Genomic DNA, 13415 nt, shown 5'->3' with positions numbered 1-13415 from the left:
ATGAGCCTGGAAACGATCTGGTTCTGCGTCATCGTGCTCTTCTGGCTGGGATACCTGTTCCTGGAGGGCTTCGACTTCGGCGTCGGCATGCTGCTGCCGGTTCTCGGCCGGGACGACACCGAGCGACGGGTGCTGATCAACACGATCGGACCGGTGTGGGACGGCAACGAGGTCTGGCTGATCGTCGCGGCCGGTGCCATGTTCGCGGCGTTCCCCAGCTGGTACGCGTCGTTGTTCTCGGCCGCGTACCTGCCGTTGCTGCTGGTGCTGCTCGCGTTGATCGGCCGCGGTGTCGCGTTCGAGTACCGCGGCAAGGTCGACTCGGCACGCTGGCGGCGCAACTGGGACCGGGTCATCGTGATCGGTTCGTGGATCCCGCCGCTGGGCGTCGGCCTGCTGCTGACGACCACGGTCCTCGGCCTGCCGCTGGACGCGCACGGCAACCGCGTCGGCGGCGCGTTCGAGGCGGTGCGGTGGGACACCCTGCTCGGTGCGCTCGCCGTCGTCGGGTTCGCGCTCGTGCACGGTGCCGCGTTCCTCGCGCTGAAGACGGCGGGCGAGCTGCGCGAGCGGGCGCGGGTGTTCGCCGTCCGGGCGCTGCCGGTGGCGTTGCTGCCGCTGTTCGGGCTGCTGGTGGTCGTCCAGTGGCGCGAGGGTGCACTGTGGACGCTCGTCGCGCTGCTGGTCGCCGCGGTGGCGGCGGTGAGCGCGTGGCGCAAGCTGGTGGCCGACCGGGACGGGCAGGCGTTCGCGGCACTCGGGGTCACCATCGCGGCGGCCGTGGTCACGCTGTTCGGCGCGCTCTACCCGGACGTGCTGCCCTCGACGCTCGGCGCGGCGAACTCGCTCACGGTGGTGAACGCCGCATCCAGTCCGTACACCCTGACGGTGATGACCTGGGTCGGCGCGTTCGGTGCCCCCGCGGTGCTGGTCTACCAGGGCTGGACGTACTGGGTGTTCCGCAAGCGGATCAGCACCGCGCACATCCCGCCGGTGCACACCCCATGAACCTTCCCGGACGTTCCGTCCTTCCCGCATCGGTGTCCACAACGGACACCAAGCGTCCGGGAAAGGGTCCGCTCGGCGCGCTGCCCCTGTTGTCCGCGGCCGCGCGCCGGGCGCTCGCCCTCTCCGGCCTGCTCGCGCTCGGCAACGCCGCGGCGCTGGTCGCGCAGGCTTTCCTGCTCGCCGCGGTGTGCGCCGCCGTGGTCGCCGGGCACGGGATCGGGACCGGTGCGCTGATCGCCCTCGCCGGTGTGGTCGCCGCGCGGGCACTGATCGCGTGGGCGCTGCGGGTGGTCGCCGCGCGCGCCGCGGCCGGGGCCAAGGAGGAGCTGCGGGCCAGAGTGGTGGACCACGCGCTGCGGCTCGGTCCGGAGTGGATCGCGCGGCGCGGGCCGGGCGAGCTGACCGTGCTGACCACCCGGGGCCTGGACGCGCTCGACGCCTACTTCACCGACTACCTGCCCGCACTGGTCACCGCCGCGGTGGTGCCGCCGGCCGCGGGCGCGGCCGTGCTGGTCGCCGACTGGCCGTCGGCGGTGATCATCGCGCTGACCGTGCCGCTGCTGCCGCTGTTCGCGATCCTGGTCGGCAAGTACACCGCGGACCGGTCGGCGGCCGCTGCCGACGCGTTGCAGCGGATGTCCGGTCACCTGCTCGAACTCGTGCGGGCGTTGCCGGTCCTGGCCGCGTTCCGCCGCGCCGAGGCGCAGGCCGAGACGGTGCGGCGGGTGTCCGAGAACCACCGGCGGGCGACCCTGAAGACGCTCAAGGTGGCGTTCTCCTCGGCGTTCGTGCTGGAGCTGGCCGCCGCTCTGTCGGTCGCGCTGGTCGCCGTGGTCATCGGGGTGCGGCTGGTGGGCGGGGACCTGCCACTGGCTATCGGGCTCGGCGTGCTGATCCTCGCGCCCGAGTGCTACCAGCCGCTGCGCGCGGTGGGTGCTGCCTTCCACGCCAGCGAGGACGGGGTGGAGGCGGTCCGCCGGGTGACCGACGTGCTGGCCACGCCGGCCGCGCCCGAGGGGACCGCGGTCCCCGGCCGCGGCGAGGTGCGGGTCGAGGGCCTGCGGGTCGCGCGGCGCGGCGGGTTCGCGCCGGACGGCGAGTCGTTCACGCTGCGGCCGGGCACCGTGACCCGGCTCGATTCGCCCAGCGGCGCCGGCAAGTCCACCACGCTGGCGGTGCTGCTGGGATTCGTGCGGCCGTCCGCGGGCGCCGTGCTGGTCAACGGCCTCCCCCTGAGCGAAGTCGACATGTCGGCTTTTCGTCGGGGCATCGCGTGGGTACCGCAGAACCCGGCCTTCACCGGCGGGACCGTGCGGGCCGAGCTGGAGCTGGCCCTCGGCACCCCGCCGGACCCGGTCGAGGCCGGTGCGCTGCTCCGGGAACTCAACCTGGCCGGGCTGGCCGACGCGCCGGTCCACGAGCTGTCCACCGGTCAGCGGCAACGGGTCGCCGTCGCGCGGGCGGTGCTGCGGGTCCGGCACGGCGCCTGGCTCCTGCTGCTCGACGAGCCCACCGCGCACCAGGACGCCGTGCACGCCGCCCTGGTCGAGGAGGCCATCGCGTCCACCCTGCCGCTGGGCACCGCGGTGCTCGTCGCCGCGCACCACCGGGAAAGCCACGCGGTGGCCGTCCCGGCGACGGCGGCCGCGCCGCACGTCCCGGCCGCCGGCACCGCGGCTCCACGGCCGCTCCGGGGCGTGCTGAGCCGCCGGTTCGGCGCCGGTGCCGTGGCCGGCGCGCTGGCGCTGCTCGCCGGGGTGGCGCTGACCGCGACGTCCGGCTGGCTCATCGCCAAGGCCTCGCAACAGCCGCCGATCCTGACGCTGACCGTCGCGGTCGTCGGGGTGCGTGCCTTCGGGCTGGGGCGCGCGGCCCTGCGGTACCTGGAGCGGCTGATCACGCACGACGCCGCGTTGCGGATCGCCGGCGGGCTGCGGGTCCGCCTGTGGCGCGGCCTGGTCCGGCTCGGCCCCGCCCGCGCGCTCGGCCTGCGGTTCGGCGAGGGACAGCGGCGGCTCGTCGCCGACGTCGACGCCGTCCGCGATCTGCTGCCCCGCGTGGTCACCCCACCGCTGATCGCCGTGCTCGTGCTGGCCGGGGCGATCGCCGTGCAGACGGTCCTGCTGCCGGTGGCCGGGCTCGTGCTCGGCGTCGCCGTGCTGATCGGCGGCGTCGCCGCCCCGGCGCTCGCCCTGCGGCTGGAGCGCCGGGCGACCGCAACCCTCGCGAGCGGCCGCCGGGCGGTGAGCGCCCAGGTGCTCGGGCTGTTCGAGGCCGCCGCCGAGCTGATCGCGTTCGGCGCCCACCGGCGCCGCCGCGCCGAGCTCGCGAACGCCGACGACCGGCTGGCGCACCAGGCCCGGCGGCAGGCGTTCGGCGCCGGTGCGGCCGACGCGCTGATCACCCTGGTCACCGGCGCCGCCGCGGTCGCCGGGATCGGTCTCGCCGCCGGGTCCGGCATCGACCCGGTGCTCGCGCCCGTCCTGGCGCTGGTGCCGCTGGCGCTGGCCGAGGTGCTCGCCACGCTGCCACCGGTCGCCCAGCACTGGGATCCGTTGCGCGCCGCGATGACCCGCATCGCCGCGGTCGAGGACGCGCCGGCGCGGCCGCCGGTGCCGACCGGCCCGATCGCCGTCGAGCACGCCGACATCGGCTGGACCACCCCGGTCCTGCGAGACGTCGACCTGCGGATCCCGGACGGCGCGCACGTCGCCGTGGTGGGGCCGTCCGGTGCCGGCAAGTCGACCCTGCTGGCCGCCCTGCTGGGTTTCCTGCCCGCCCAGCGCGGGCGCCTGACCACGGCCGCGGCGGTGGCCTGGGCACCCCAGGAACCGCAGCTGGTCTCGACCACGGTCGCGGAGAACCTGCGCCTGGCCGACCCGCACGCCGACGACGACCGGCTGCGGGAAGCCCTGCGGCTGGCCTGCCTGGAGCTCCCGCTGGACACGGTCCTCGATGGCGCGGGGAGCGGGCTGTCCGGCGGGCAGGCGCAACGGCTCGCGGTCGCGCGGGCGCTCGTCGGGGCTCCGCACGCCGACCTCGTCCTGCTCGACGAGCCGACCGCGCACCTCGACGAGCCCACGGCCCGGCGGCTGCGCGCGAACCTGCGCACCGCACTGGCCGGCCGGACCGTCGTCCACGTCACCCACCGGGCGGAAGAAGCCGCCGAGGCCGACCTCGTCCTGGAGGTGCGGGACGGGCGTGTCCGCCCGCGAATCCCGGCGTTGGAAGGCGGCTACGCTTGACACTGCTCATGGAACCGACCCTCGCCGCCCGCGCATTGTCCGCGGCCACCGAAATCACCACCGCCGCCCTGTCCGGCGGCGACCCGGCCACGGTCCTCGACTCGGTGGTGTACCAGGCCGCGGAACTGGCCGGTGCCGACCTGTGCCTGGTGATGGTCCGCGCCGAGGACGGCAAGGTGTCCGTCGAAGCCGCCCACGGCACGCACAGCGAGGACCCGCGAGGTGTGGTGCTGCCCGCCGAGTCCGCGGCCGGGCAGGTCGCCCGCGGCGGTGTCACCGTGGTCGCCGACGACATGACCACCGATCCGCGCACGGCCCCGTACGTGCCGGCCGAGCTGCGCCGGTTCGGCCCGTTCGCGGCCGCGCCGTTCGGGTCCGGCGGGCGGGTGCTGGGCGCGCTGGCCGTGTACCGGGAGCGGGGTGGCCGGCCGTTCGAGGAGGCCACCGTCGAGGTGCTGACCGCGTTCGCCGCGCAGGTCGGTGTGGTGCTGGCGCTGGCCGAGGCGGCGAACGACCGGCACCGGATCACGCTCTACCAGGAGCGCGAGCGCATCGCCCGCGAGCTGCACGACGTGATCGTGCAGCGGCTCTACGCGGCCGGCATGCAGCTGGACCGGGTGCGCCGCCGCATGCGGAAACGGTTCGCCGGGACGGACGCGAGCCGGCTCGGCGAGGCGATCGACCAGCTCGACGAGACGATCGAGGAGATCCGGCACACCGTTCGCGAGCTGCGCTCGCCCGAGCCCGAGGCGGAGCAGCCACCCGCCACCGACCTGGCGGAGTCGGCACGCGCCGAGGTGCGGATCGCGGGGGAGCTGCTCGGCTTCCCGCCCACGCTGGAGCTGTCCGGCGAGCTGGCCGACATCCCGGCCGAGCGGGCCGACCACATCCGCGCCGCGCTGCGCGAAGCACTGTCCAATGTGGTGCGTCATTCCGGGGCGAGCGAGACCAGGGTGACGCTGGTGCGCGACCGGAACGAGGTGCGGCTGCGGGTTCGCGACAACGGTGCCGGGGTGCCGCAGGACGTGCAGACCCGCGGCCTGCGGCACCTGGAGGAACGGGCCAAACGCGCGGGCGGGAAGTTCTACCTCAACTCCTCGCCGAGCCTCGGCACGCTCGTCGCGTTCGAGCTGCCGCTGGACGAGCGCGCCGGCCGAGCGCCGGTCAGCCCGGGTTGAAGTACTCCTTGCCCCGGTACTTGATCTGCAGCCCGTCGAACCCGCCCCACGCGGCGTACCCGTAGGTGGTGCTCTTGCCGGGCTTGACGGTGCGCCAGCCCGAGTCGAAGTCGTTGTTGATCATGAACTTGACCTGGACGCTGCCCGCGCACTTGTTGGTGGCGGTCGCGTCGTCACCGGCCCAGCCGTTGTGGACCTTCGCCTTGACGCAGCTCAGCTTCGGTTTCGCGGCGGATGCGGTCGCCGGGAAGGCGGCGCTCACCAGGGTGAGTCCGATGAGGACGGTGGCGGTTCTGCGGAACTTCATGCCGCCGGATGCTATCGGGTCCCGGTGACCCGGAGCTGGCGCCGGAAAGGGCGCGTTAATGGCGCGCTCATGGCGCTGCAATGGGCCACTACGGGACCGGTACGGGACCGCGGCTCAGCCCCCTCATCCCGCGTTCGCCGCCCCAGCCGGCGTGTTCGCCGTTCCCGTCGGCGTGTTGGTCGCTCCGGTCGGCGTGTGGGTCGCCCCGGGCAATGTCTTGGTCGTTCGCGGCCGCGCCAACACGGCACCCACGACGGCAAACACGGCGCGCAGAGGGGGCAAACACGGTGCCCGCACCGGTGAACACGGCGCGGGGTACCAGCCGGCCTGACTACTTGCCGCGGCGCGCCACCCAGGCCACGGCTTGCGTGCGCCGCTGCATGCCCAGCTTGGACAGCACGGACGTGACGTGGTTCTTCACCGTCTTCTCGGCGAGGAACAGGCGCTCGGCGATCTCCCGGTTGGACAGGCCCTCGCCGATCAGCTCCAGCACCGTGCGTTCCCGCTCGGTGAGCCGCGCCAGCTCGTCGTCGGCCGGGTGCCGCAGCTTGTCCAGCACGCGCGCGGTCGTGACCGGGTCGAGCAGCGACCGGCCCGCGGCGACCTCCCGGACGGCGTTGACCACGTCCTGCCCGCGGACCTGCTTCAGCAGGTAACCCGACGCCCCGGCCATGATCGCGCCGACCATGGCCTCCTCGTCGTCGAACGCGGTGAGGACCAGGCAGTACGGCGGGTTCGGCCGTGCCCGCAGCTCCCGGCACAACGCGACGCCGTCGGTGCCGCCGAGCCGCACGTCGACGACCGCCACGTCCGGTTCGACGTGCATGGCCACGGCGAGTGCCTCGTCGGCGCTGCCCGCCTCGGCGACGACCTCGATGTCCGGCTCGTCACTGAGCATCTCCCGCAGGCCGCGCCGCACAACCTCGTGATCGTCGACGAGCAGCACTTCGATGGCCATGCCACCAGCCTAATCACCCAGCGGCCGGAGATCCGCCGCTCGCCGCGCTACCCGGCCATCTCCGCCAGGAACGCCTGGGTCTCCGGATCGGTCGAGTACACGCAGGTCCCCCGCATCCCGCGGGTCAGCAGCACCTTGTAGGTGTTCCGCACGAGCCGGCCGAACTCCAGATCGTCCGCTCGGCGCGCGGCCGGGTCGTGGGAGTACTCGCGGCGGGCCACCCAGCGCCCGTCGCGGCGCACGAGGTCCGGTCCGAAGATCACGCCGGACCAGTCGTACTCGAAGCCCTGCGCGGTGTAGATGCATCCGACCTGCCCGAACCCGCGCTCGTCGGAGGCCCAGTAGTACGACTCCGGCGCGTCCGGGACCCGCTGGCCCGGCTTGGCGTTCCACGGCCGGGCCCACCCGCCGATCACCACGTCGGGCACCAGGCGACGACCGTCCGCAGTGGACTCCGGATCGCTCCACCGCCAGCAGTACCCCGCGGACAGCCGGCCGGTGCCGCCGAGGTCGTCCATGCGCTGACGCAGCCACGCCTCCAGGCCGGACGGGCTCGGCGACGCGGTGACCACGAACTCGTCGTCCCCGGCCAGCTTGCTCCACGGGATCGGCGGCAACCGGTCCAGGCCGAGCAGCCGGGCCACCCAGGTGTCGAACGCGTCCGACCCGCCGCAGCGGAACTGGCCGCTGAGCCGGACGACCTCCAGGCGGCACCCGAGCGCTTCGGCGGCGGCGGTGATCTCCGCGAGCGAGCCCATCTCACCGGGCCGGACGGTCTGGTTCTCGTCGAGCAGGAACACCGGCACCGACGCGACGCTGATCAGCTCGTCGATCTGCCGCCCGGCCTTCTCCCGCACGTGCCGCTTGGTGTAGCGCTTGACGCTGGTTTCCCGGATCCGGTGGGCCTCGTCGCAGATCAGCACGTCCAGCTCGCGGGGCGCGGACTCCAGGTAGTCGTTGAAGTACTTGAACAGCGTCTGGACGCGGCGGTTCCGCCGCCCGGCGATCCTGCGCATCGTGTTGGTGAACGCGCTGGACCCGGTGGCGTGGTGCACCCGGCGGCCCGCCCGGGCCAGCTCACCGAGGAGGCTCAGGGCGATGACGCTCTTGCCCGAGCCCGGGCCGCCCAGGACGACGACCACCGTGCGGGTCTGGGCGGCCCGGGCCCGCTCGACCGCCTGCCGGACGAGTTCGACCGCGACCTGCTGTTCGTCCAGCAGGACGAACTGCTCCCGCTCCTGGATCTCCCGGGCGGCGAGGTCGAGCAGCGGCTTGGTGGGCGCGTGCGTGAAGCCGAGGAACTCGTCGGCCGCCCGGCGGGCCGCGTCGCGGTCGGCGCCGGGGTCGAGGACCGCCCGCAGGCGATCGGCCAGCTTCGCCTTGTCGTCCATGGTGAACAGCGAGCCGAACTCGCTCGGCTGGTACTGGTGCAGCGTCGGCACCCCGGCCGACTCGGCGTTGTGCAGGTAGGCGATGCCGTGCAGGGCGTTCGGTGCCTCGGCGAGCGCGGGCGTCGAATCGAGGAGGTACTCGCAGTACCGCCGGACCTGCTCGACCGGGTGCAGCACCGGCTCCCGGCGCGAGTCGATCAGCACGAGATCCGCCGCCAGCGATTCCGCCTTCGACCACTGCTTCAGCTCGACGAGGACGTAGCTGGCCGCGCCCGTCCTCGGGTGCACCCCGCACAGCACCACGTCCACCCGCTTCGGGCTGTGCGGCAACCGGTGCTCCAGCAGCACCTCGACCCGGCCCAGCCCGGCGTCCACCACGTCGGCCAGGAACGGTGGCAGGCTGCCGGCCCACGAGCGCACCTCGCTCGCGGCGACCCGGTGTCCCCACTGGAAACCGGCCTGGTCGTTCAGGGTCCTGGGCAACTGGCCGGTGTTCGCCTCCGCGAGCAGGTGTGCGGCACTGTGCCGGACAAGAGCCACTTCGATTCCCCCACTGGGCACGCGTCATCCACGTGCGGGTGGGGGCAGCGACGAAGCGGCTGCTTCGGTGCCCGTCGGGCCGCGCCTGCCAGGTTAGTCGAAACGATCAGCCGGGAAGCGGGACTCGTTGCGATCGATCTTCGCCTGGGCGGCTTCGAGGAGGTCGACGCCGAGCACGTCGGCCAGGCGGGTGAGGTAGAGCGTGACGTCGGCGAGTTCGTCGAGCACCGCGGCGCGGGAGGCGGGGTCGTCGAGGATCCGCGCGGACTCCTCGGGGGTGAGCCACTGGAACAGCGCGGTCAGCTCGCCGACCTCGCCGGACAGTGCCATGACCAGGTTCTTCGGGGTGTGGAACCGCTGCCAGTCCCGGGCGGCGGCGAACTCGGCCAGCCGCCGTCGCAGATCGTCGAGTGTCACAGGGGGCAGTATCCGGTGCCACCCGGCCCGGTCGAGTTGCGGTATCACTGTGGGTATGTCGCCGATACCCGAGCTGCAGCAACGCCAGATCGATCGTTGGTGTGAGCGGCGGGTTCCGGCTGGTCAGCGCGGCGAGTACACGGTGCTGTCCCGCTGGCGCGGGCGGATCGTGACCCTCGTCGAGCGGCGGGCCGAGTGGGCGGGCGACGGCCCGGCCGAGCGGCCCTTCGCCCAGCTCCGCTACGGCCTCGACGAGATGTGGTCGCTGTACTACCTCGCCGACGCGGGCCGCTGGCGCCCGTACCCGCGCAGCGTGCCGGAGATCTCGCCCGTTCCCCTTCTGGACGACCTCGATCGCGAAGCGTCCACCGGGTACTTCTTCCAGTGGCTCAGCCCCTGCTGATGCTCACGCAGCGTCAGTGCGGTTCGGGAAAATGACGCTCTCGGGTGACGTTCTCCTCCCATTGGGTGCGGCAGGATGTGCGCATGACCTCCGCCCCGGATCTGCGCGGCTACCTGCGCACTCTTGACGCGGAGACCCTCGCCGACCTGCTCCTCGAGCAGGCCGGCCGCGACCCGCGGTTGCGGCACGAGCTGGAGCTGCGCGCGGTCGCGCACGGCAAGGTCGGTCCGATCCTGGACACCCTGCAGCGGCTCCTCGACGCGGGCACCCAGGCCGACCTGACCCCGCTCGCCCGCCGGATGGCCGACAGCTGCGCCGCCGGCGCCGAGCTGCGCCGCGCCATCGGCCTCTACGCCCGTGCCTGCGCCGCCCACCGGCCGGATCCGCGTGAGCTGGCCGACTGGATCCTGGACACCCAGCTCGAGCGTCCCGGCTGGCCCGCGATGAACCTCGCCGACTTCGCCGTCGCGCTGGGCGACGAGGGCCTGCAGCACCTCCGCGCCACGCTCGACGGGAAACCGCGCAGCGCGGCCGCCCGCCGCCTGGCCGAACAGATCGCCGAGGTCACCGGCGACGTCGACACCCTCCTGGCGATCCTGGCCGCCCAGCCGCCCACCCCGGCCACCACGCTGCGCATCGTCCGGTTGCTCCGCTCCGCGGGCCGGCACGGCGAGGCGATCGCGCACGCCGCGCGCACCGTCGTGCACCCCCGGGAGGGTGTGCTCGCCCTGCGCCGGGCCGAGTTCCGCCGCAACCCGTCCCCGGACACCTATCGCGCGCTGCGGGCCGCCGCCGAGGAGCTGGACCGCTGGCCTGCCGAACGCGCCCAGGCGCTCGCCCAGCTCGCCGAGCGGGATCCGGCCGCGGCGATCCCGGTCTACCGGCTGCACGTCGAGGAGCTCATCGAGCTCCGGGACCCGGACGGCTACCGCGAGGCGGCCCAGCGGCTGCGCGAGCTGCGTGCCCTGCACAAGCGCGCGGACCGGGTGCCGGAGTTCGGCGAGTACCTGGCCGGCCTGGTCGAGACGCACAAGCGCAAGCGGCGGCTGCTGGTCGAGGTCCGCAACGCGCGCATCGCCGTGCCGAAGCCGGGCGCCACCCGGAAGGCGGCGAGCCTGGGCGCGTGAGCCCGGTCCGCCGCGGCCGTGGGCGTGGCGGGTAGGCCAGGATGTGCGGCGTGACGGACCTCCGCGCCTACCTGAAATCCCTGGATCCCGAGACGCTGGCCGGGCTGTTGCACGACCAGGCCGAGCGCGATCCGGAGCTGCGGAGGTCGCTGGCGGCGCGAGCCGCGGTCCGCGAGCCGGATCCGGGCACGGTCGGCCCGGTCCTGGACACCGTGCAGCGCCTGCTCGACTCCGGCACCCGCGCCGACGTCGCCCCGCTGGCCCGTCGCACCGTGGAACGCATCCGCCGCGAGGGTGACGGCGCCGAGCTGCGGCGGGCGCTCGGCCTGTACGCCCGCGCCTGCGCCGCCCGCCCACCGGACCCGGTGGAGCTGGCCGACTGGCTGGGTGGCGTCGCGCTGGACGGGCGGGCCGAGATCGACCTGGCCGAGTTCGCCGGTCCGCTCGGCGAGACCGGACTGGCCCGGCTGCGCTCGCACGTGGACAAGGCCCGCCCGGATCCGGTCGCGGAACGCCTGCACGAGCAGCTCGTGGAGGTCTCCGGCGACGTGGACGGCCTGGTCGCGATCCTGTCGAAGCAGCTGCCGCGCATGGAGGCGAGCCTGCGGATCGTCCGCGTCCTGCGTGCGGCCGGCCGCACCGGGGAGGCGATCGGCTACGCGGCCAGGGCGCTCAAGCAGGACCCGGCGGCGGCCGAGCTGGCCGACGACGTGCTGGGCCTGCGCCGCGCGGAGTTCGAGGCCGCGCCGACCCCCGAGCAAGCCGAGGGGCTGATCGACGCCCTGGTCGCGGCGGGCCGCCGGGACGAGGCGGCCGCGCTGCTGGAGGTCCACCGCCGCCGCGTCGCGGAGCTGATCGCCCGCCGGACCGTCGAGCACTACCGCGAGGCGGCCCGCGTCCTGCGCCGCCTGCGCACGCTTCACCGCACCGTGGGCCGCCCGGCGGACTTCGCGCCCTACCTCGCCGATCTGGTCGCCACCCACCGTCGCAAGGCCCGGTTGCTCACCGAGATCCGGAATGCCCGGATCGCGTTGCCCAAGGAGTGAAACGCCGGTCCCGCGCGCCGCAACGGGCGCCGCTGGTGCGACCATGTCCGCCATGACCGAGGTGCCGCAGCTGGAGACGCCCTTCGACGAGGTCCTGAACGCCTTCGCCGAGCTGGGGGACGACGCCGATCCGACTCGCGTCGAGCTGGTCACCTCGGAGATCCTCGGCGAGTGGTGGGAGGCCGACGACGACCTCGCGGCCGGCCTGATCGACCTCGCCGCGCGGACCGCGCGGCCGGAGCGCCTGGTGGCGCCGCTGGCCGCGCTGCGCGTCCTGGCCACCGACGCCGACCACCGGGAGGCCGCGGCCCTGGCGCTGGAGAAGTTCGGGCTGCCCGAGCCGGCGTGGGCGTCGCGGCTGAACCAGGTGACGCCCGGCGAGTGCTGGCGCACCACCGACGTCTACGGCGACGAGAGCTCGTTGGTGGTCTCCTTCGGCGACCACGGCCTGGTCGTGTCGATCAACTACGGCAGCTTCGGCGGGTGGGTCAGCGACGCCGCGATCGTCGAGTCGCCACGGGAGGTGCTGGCGGACCTGCGGGCCGTGGACGAGTCCGTGACCAGCGAGGAGATCAGTCCCGAACAGGCGCACGAGGTGATCGCGGACGCCTTCGCCGGCACCGAGTGGCAGGCCGAGCCCGAGGTGGGCGAGGATTTCGTGCGGTTCCGGGCGCTGGCGCTGGCCCGGCTGCGCACCCTGCCCGAGCCGCCGGAGGCGGACGAGCCGGAGCCGCTGACCGTCGAGGAGCAGGCCGAGGTCATCGACTCGTTCTTCGCCGCCGCGGCCGGTGAGCTCGGCGACAGCGAGGACGCCAGGGTGGTGGCCCTGCGGCTGATCGAGTTCGGTATGGAGCACGACCCCCGCCGGCCGCTGCGGGCCGGCCCGGCCAAGCTGGAGTCCTTTGTGGACTTCGTGGACGACGGGCAGATCGAGCTCACCGACGAGCAGGACGCCGCGATGGCCGCCCTGCTGCCGGTCTGGGCGCGGGTGTTCGGCGAGCGCGACGGGCTGCCCGAGGACGCGCTGACGGCCCTGGTCGAGGCGGTCGAGGACCGGTTGGACGACCGCGAGGCGGACGCGGAGTCCGCATTGGACGTCTACCTCGCCGGATCCGAGGGCCTGGCCCCCGACGAGGTCCAGGACCTGCTCGAACGCCGCCAGTTCGCCCTCCCGTCGCTGACCGTGGAGACCGAGGACGACGAGGTCGAGCTCGACCCGTCCGACCCCGGCCAGCGCCGCGTGCTGGTGCTGAGCGAGTTCGCCGCGGAGTTCGACGGCGACGAGCCCGACCTGCGCGCGGTGGCGCTGACCACCGTGGTCGACCAGCTGTGGGACGGCGAGCCCGCCGAAACCTGGGCGGCCGCCCGGCGCCTCACCGAGGCCGGTCTGGAACGCGACCAGGTGCTGGCCGAGCTGACGGCGGTCCTGGAGGACCGGCTGATCGCCGGCGAGGACGGCGACCTCGAGTTCGACCTCGACGACTACGTCGCCGCCCTCGACGAGCTGGACGCGGAACCGGAGGACTAGAGCCCGGCCGCCGGGCCGTGCGCGGGGGCCGGCTTGACGGGCCGGTTGCGGCGCCGGTCGGCGAGGGCGTCCTCGAAATCGAGGACGAACGCACCGAAGGCCATCACCAACAGCACCGCGATACCGAGCACGGCACCGATCCACGTCATGATGATCGCGAACACCGGCCTGCCTCCTCCCTGGTCAGGGCGTATTTCCTGACTTCCAGGGTGGGCTTTGCGAGGTGCCGGCGGTATCGGCCAACCGGTTACCACCGCGCTCGCCGGG

At 73.9% G+C, this 13415-nt stretch carries 12 protein-coding genes; 7 read left to right on the top strand and 5 right to left on the bottom strand.

Translation table 11 applies throughout. The features are described 5' to 3' along the window. The 3 genes from cydB to FHX45_RS15125 are packed head-to-tail and all read left to right on the top strand — an operon-like array spanning window position 1 to window position 5431. The gene (cydB, locus tag FHX45_RS15135) at window positions 1-1008 is read left to right on the top strand and encodes a cytochrome d ubiquinol oxidase subunit II (protein WP_167101655.1); all 1008 of its coding nucleotides are present in this window, start codon (window positions 1-3) and stop codon (window positions 1006-1008) included. Then, a complete protein-coding gene (gene cydD / locus FHX45_RS15130; protein WP_167101652.1) occupies window positions 1005-4253 on the top strand; it encodes a thiol reductant ABC exporter subunit CydD in 3249 nt (1082 codons plus the stop codon). The genes cydB and cydD overlap by 4 nt, the downstream gene beginning before the upstream one ends. An 8-nt stretch (window positions 4254-4261) precedes the next feature. Beyond that, window positions 4262-5431 (top strand): GAF domain-containing sensor histidine kinase, encoded by a 1170-nt coding sequence (locus tag FHX45_RS15125; protein ID WP_167101649.1) that lies wholly within the window; start codon window positions 4262-4264, stop codon window positions 5429-5431. Here FHX45_RS15125 and FHX45_RS15120 read toward each other — a convergent pair. From FHX45_RS15120 to FHX45_RS15105, 4 genes are all read right to left on the bottom strand, one after another. Continuing rightward, on the bottom strand, window positions 5418-5738 hold the full coding sequence (locus FHX45_RS15120; protein WP_167101646.1) for a hypothetical protein: 321 nt from the start codon (window positions 5736-5738) through the stop codon (window positions 5418-5420). The two genes, FHX45_RS15125 and FHX45_RS15120, sit on opposite strands and share 14 nt — an antisense overlap. 331 nt (window positions 5739-6069) lie before the next feature. Then, window positions 6070-6696, bottom strand: coding sequence for a response regulator (locus tag FHX45_RS15115; RefSeq protein ID WP_167101644.1), 627 nt, complete (start codon window positions 6694-6696; stop codon window positions 6070-6072). A 47-nt stretch (window positions 6697-6743) separates the two neighbouring features. After that, the gene (locus tag FHX45_RS15110; protein WP_341771468.1) at window positions 6744-8627 is read right to left on the bottom strand and encodes a DNA/RNA helicase domain-containing protein; all 1884 of its coding nucleotides are present in this window, start codon (window positions 8625-8627) and stop codon (window positions 6744-6746) included. A gap of 93 nt (window positions 8628-8720) precedes the next feature. Next, window positions 8721-9044 (bottom strand): nucleotide pyrophosphohydrolase, encoded by a 324-nt coding sequence (locus FHX45_RS15105; RefSeq protein WP_167101641.1) that lies wholly within the window; start codon window positions 9042-9044, stop codon window positions 8721-8723. A gap of 55 nt (window positions 9045-9099) precedes the next feature. Between FHX45_RS15105 and FHX45_RS15100 the strand changes: the two genes are divergently transcribed. The 4 genes from FHX45_RS15100 (at window position 9100) to FHX45_RS15085 (ending at window position 13148) form a co-directional block, all read left to right on the top strand. Beyond that, entirely contained in the window at window positions 9100-9447 is a 348-nt protein-coding gene (locus tag FHX45_RS15100; protein ID WP_167101638.1) for a DUF3024 domain-containing protein, read from the top strand. A gap of 83 nt (window positions 9448-9530) precedes the next feature. Beyond that, on the top strand, window positions 9531-10574 hold the full coding sequence (locus FHX45_RS15095; RefSeq protein ID WP_167101635.1) for a tetratricopeptide repeat protein: 1044 nt from the start codon (window positions 9531-9533) through the stop codon (window positions 10572-10574). 41 nt (window positions 10575-10615) lie between these two features. Continuing rightward, window positions 10616-11620, top strand: a complete 1005-nt coding sequence (locus FHX45_RS15090) for a hypothetical protein (RefSeq protein ID WP_167101632.1) — start codon at window positions 10616-10618, stop codon at window positions 11618-11620. A 52-nt stretch (window positions 11621-11672) separates the two neighbouring features. Further along, on the top strand, window positions 11673-13148 hold the full coding sequence (locus tag FHX45_RS15085) for a hypothetical protein (RefSeq protein ID WP_167101629.1): 1476 nt from the start codon (window positions 11673-11675) through the stop codon (window positions 13146-13148). On the opposite strand, the gene FHX45_RS15080 is transcribed toward FHX45_RS15085, so the two are convergent. Continuing rightward, window positions 13145-13312, bottom strand: a complete 168-nt coding sequence (locus tag FHX45_RS15080) for a hypothetical protein (RefSeq protein ID WP_167101626.1) — start codon at window positions 13310-13312, stop codon at window positions 13145-13147. The two genes, FHX45_RS15085 and FHX45_RS15080, sit on opposite strands and share 4 nt — an antisense overlap. Window positions 13313-13415 lie beyond the last annotated feature (103 nt).

Origin of the sequence: Amycolatopsis granulosa (assembly GCF_011758745.1) — a bacterium.
In the GTDB taxonomy this organism is placed as follows: domain Bacteria; phylum Actinomycetota; class Actinomycetes; order Mycobacteriales; family Pseudonocardiaceae; genus Amycolatopsis_E; species Amycolatopsis_E granulosa.
This window is presented reverse-complemented; position numbering and strand designations above follow the sequence as displayed.

Coding starts and splice junctions, on each gene's coding strand:
- FHX45_RS15085 (WP_167101629.1), top strand. CDS start 11,673: ATGACCGAGGTGCCGCAGCTGGAGACGCCCTTCGACGAGGTCCTGAAC.
- FHX45_RS15100 (WP_167101638.1), top strand. CDS start 9,100: ATGTCGCCGATACCCGAGCTGCAGCAACGCCAGATCGATCGTTGGTGT.
- FHX45_RS15120 (WP_167101646.1), bottom strand. CDS start 5,738: ATGAAGTTCCGCAGAACCGCCACCGTCCTCATCGGACTCACCCTGGTG.
- cydB (WP_167101655.1), top strand. CDS start 1: ATGAGCCTGGAAACGATCTGGTTCTGCGTCATCGTGCTCTTCTGGCTG.
- FHX45_RS15090 (WP_167101632.1), top strand. CDS start 10,616: ATGTGCGGCGTGACGGACCTCCGCGCCTACCTGAAATCCCTGGATCCC.
- FHX45_RS15115 (WP_167101644.1), bottom strand. CDS start 6,696: ATGGCCATCGAAGTGCTGCTCGTCGACGATCACGAGGTTGTGCGGCGC.
- cydD (WP_167101652.1), top strand. CDS start 1,005: ATGAACCTTCCCGGACGTTCCGTCCTTCCCGCATCGGTGTCCACAACG.
- FHX45_RS15125 (WP_167101649.1), top strand. CDS start 4,262: ATGGAACCGACCCTCGCCGCCCGCGCATTGTCCGCGGCCACCGAAATC.
- FHX45_RS15095 (WP_167101635.1), top strand. CDS start 9,531: ATGACCTCCGCCCCGGATCTGCGCGGCTACCTGCGCACTCTTGACGCG.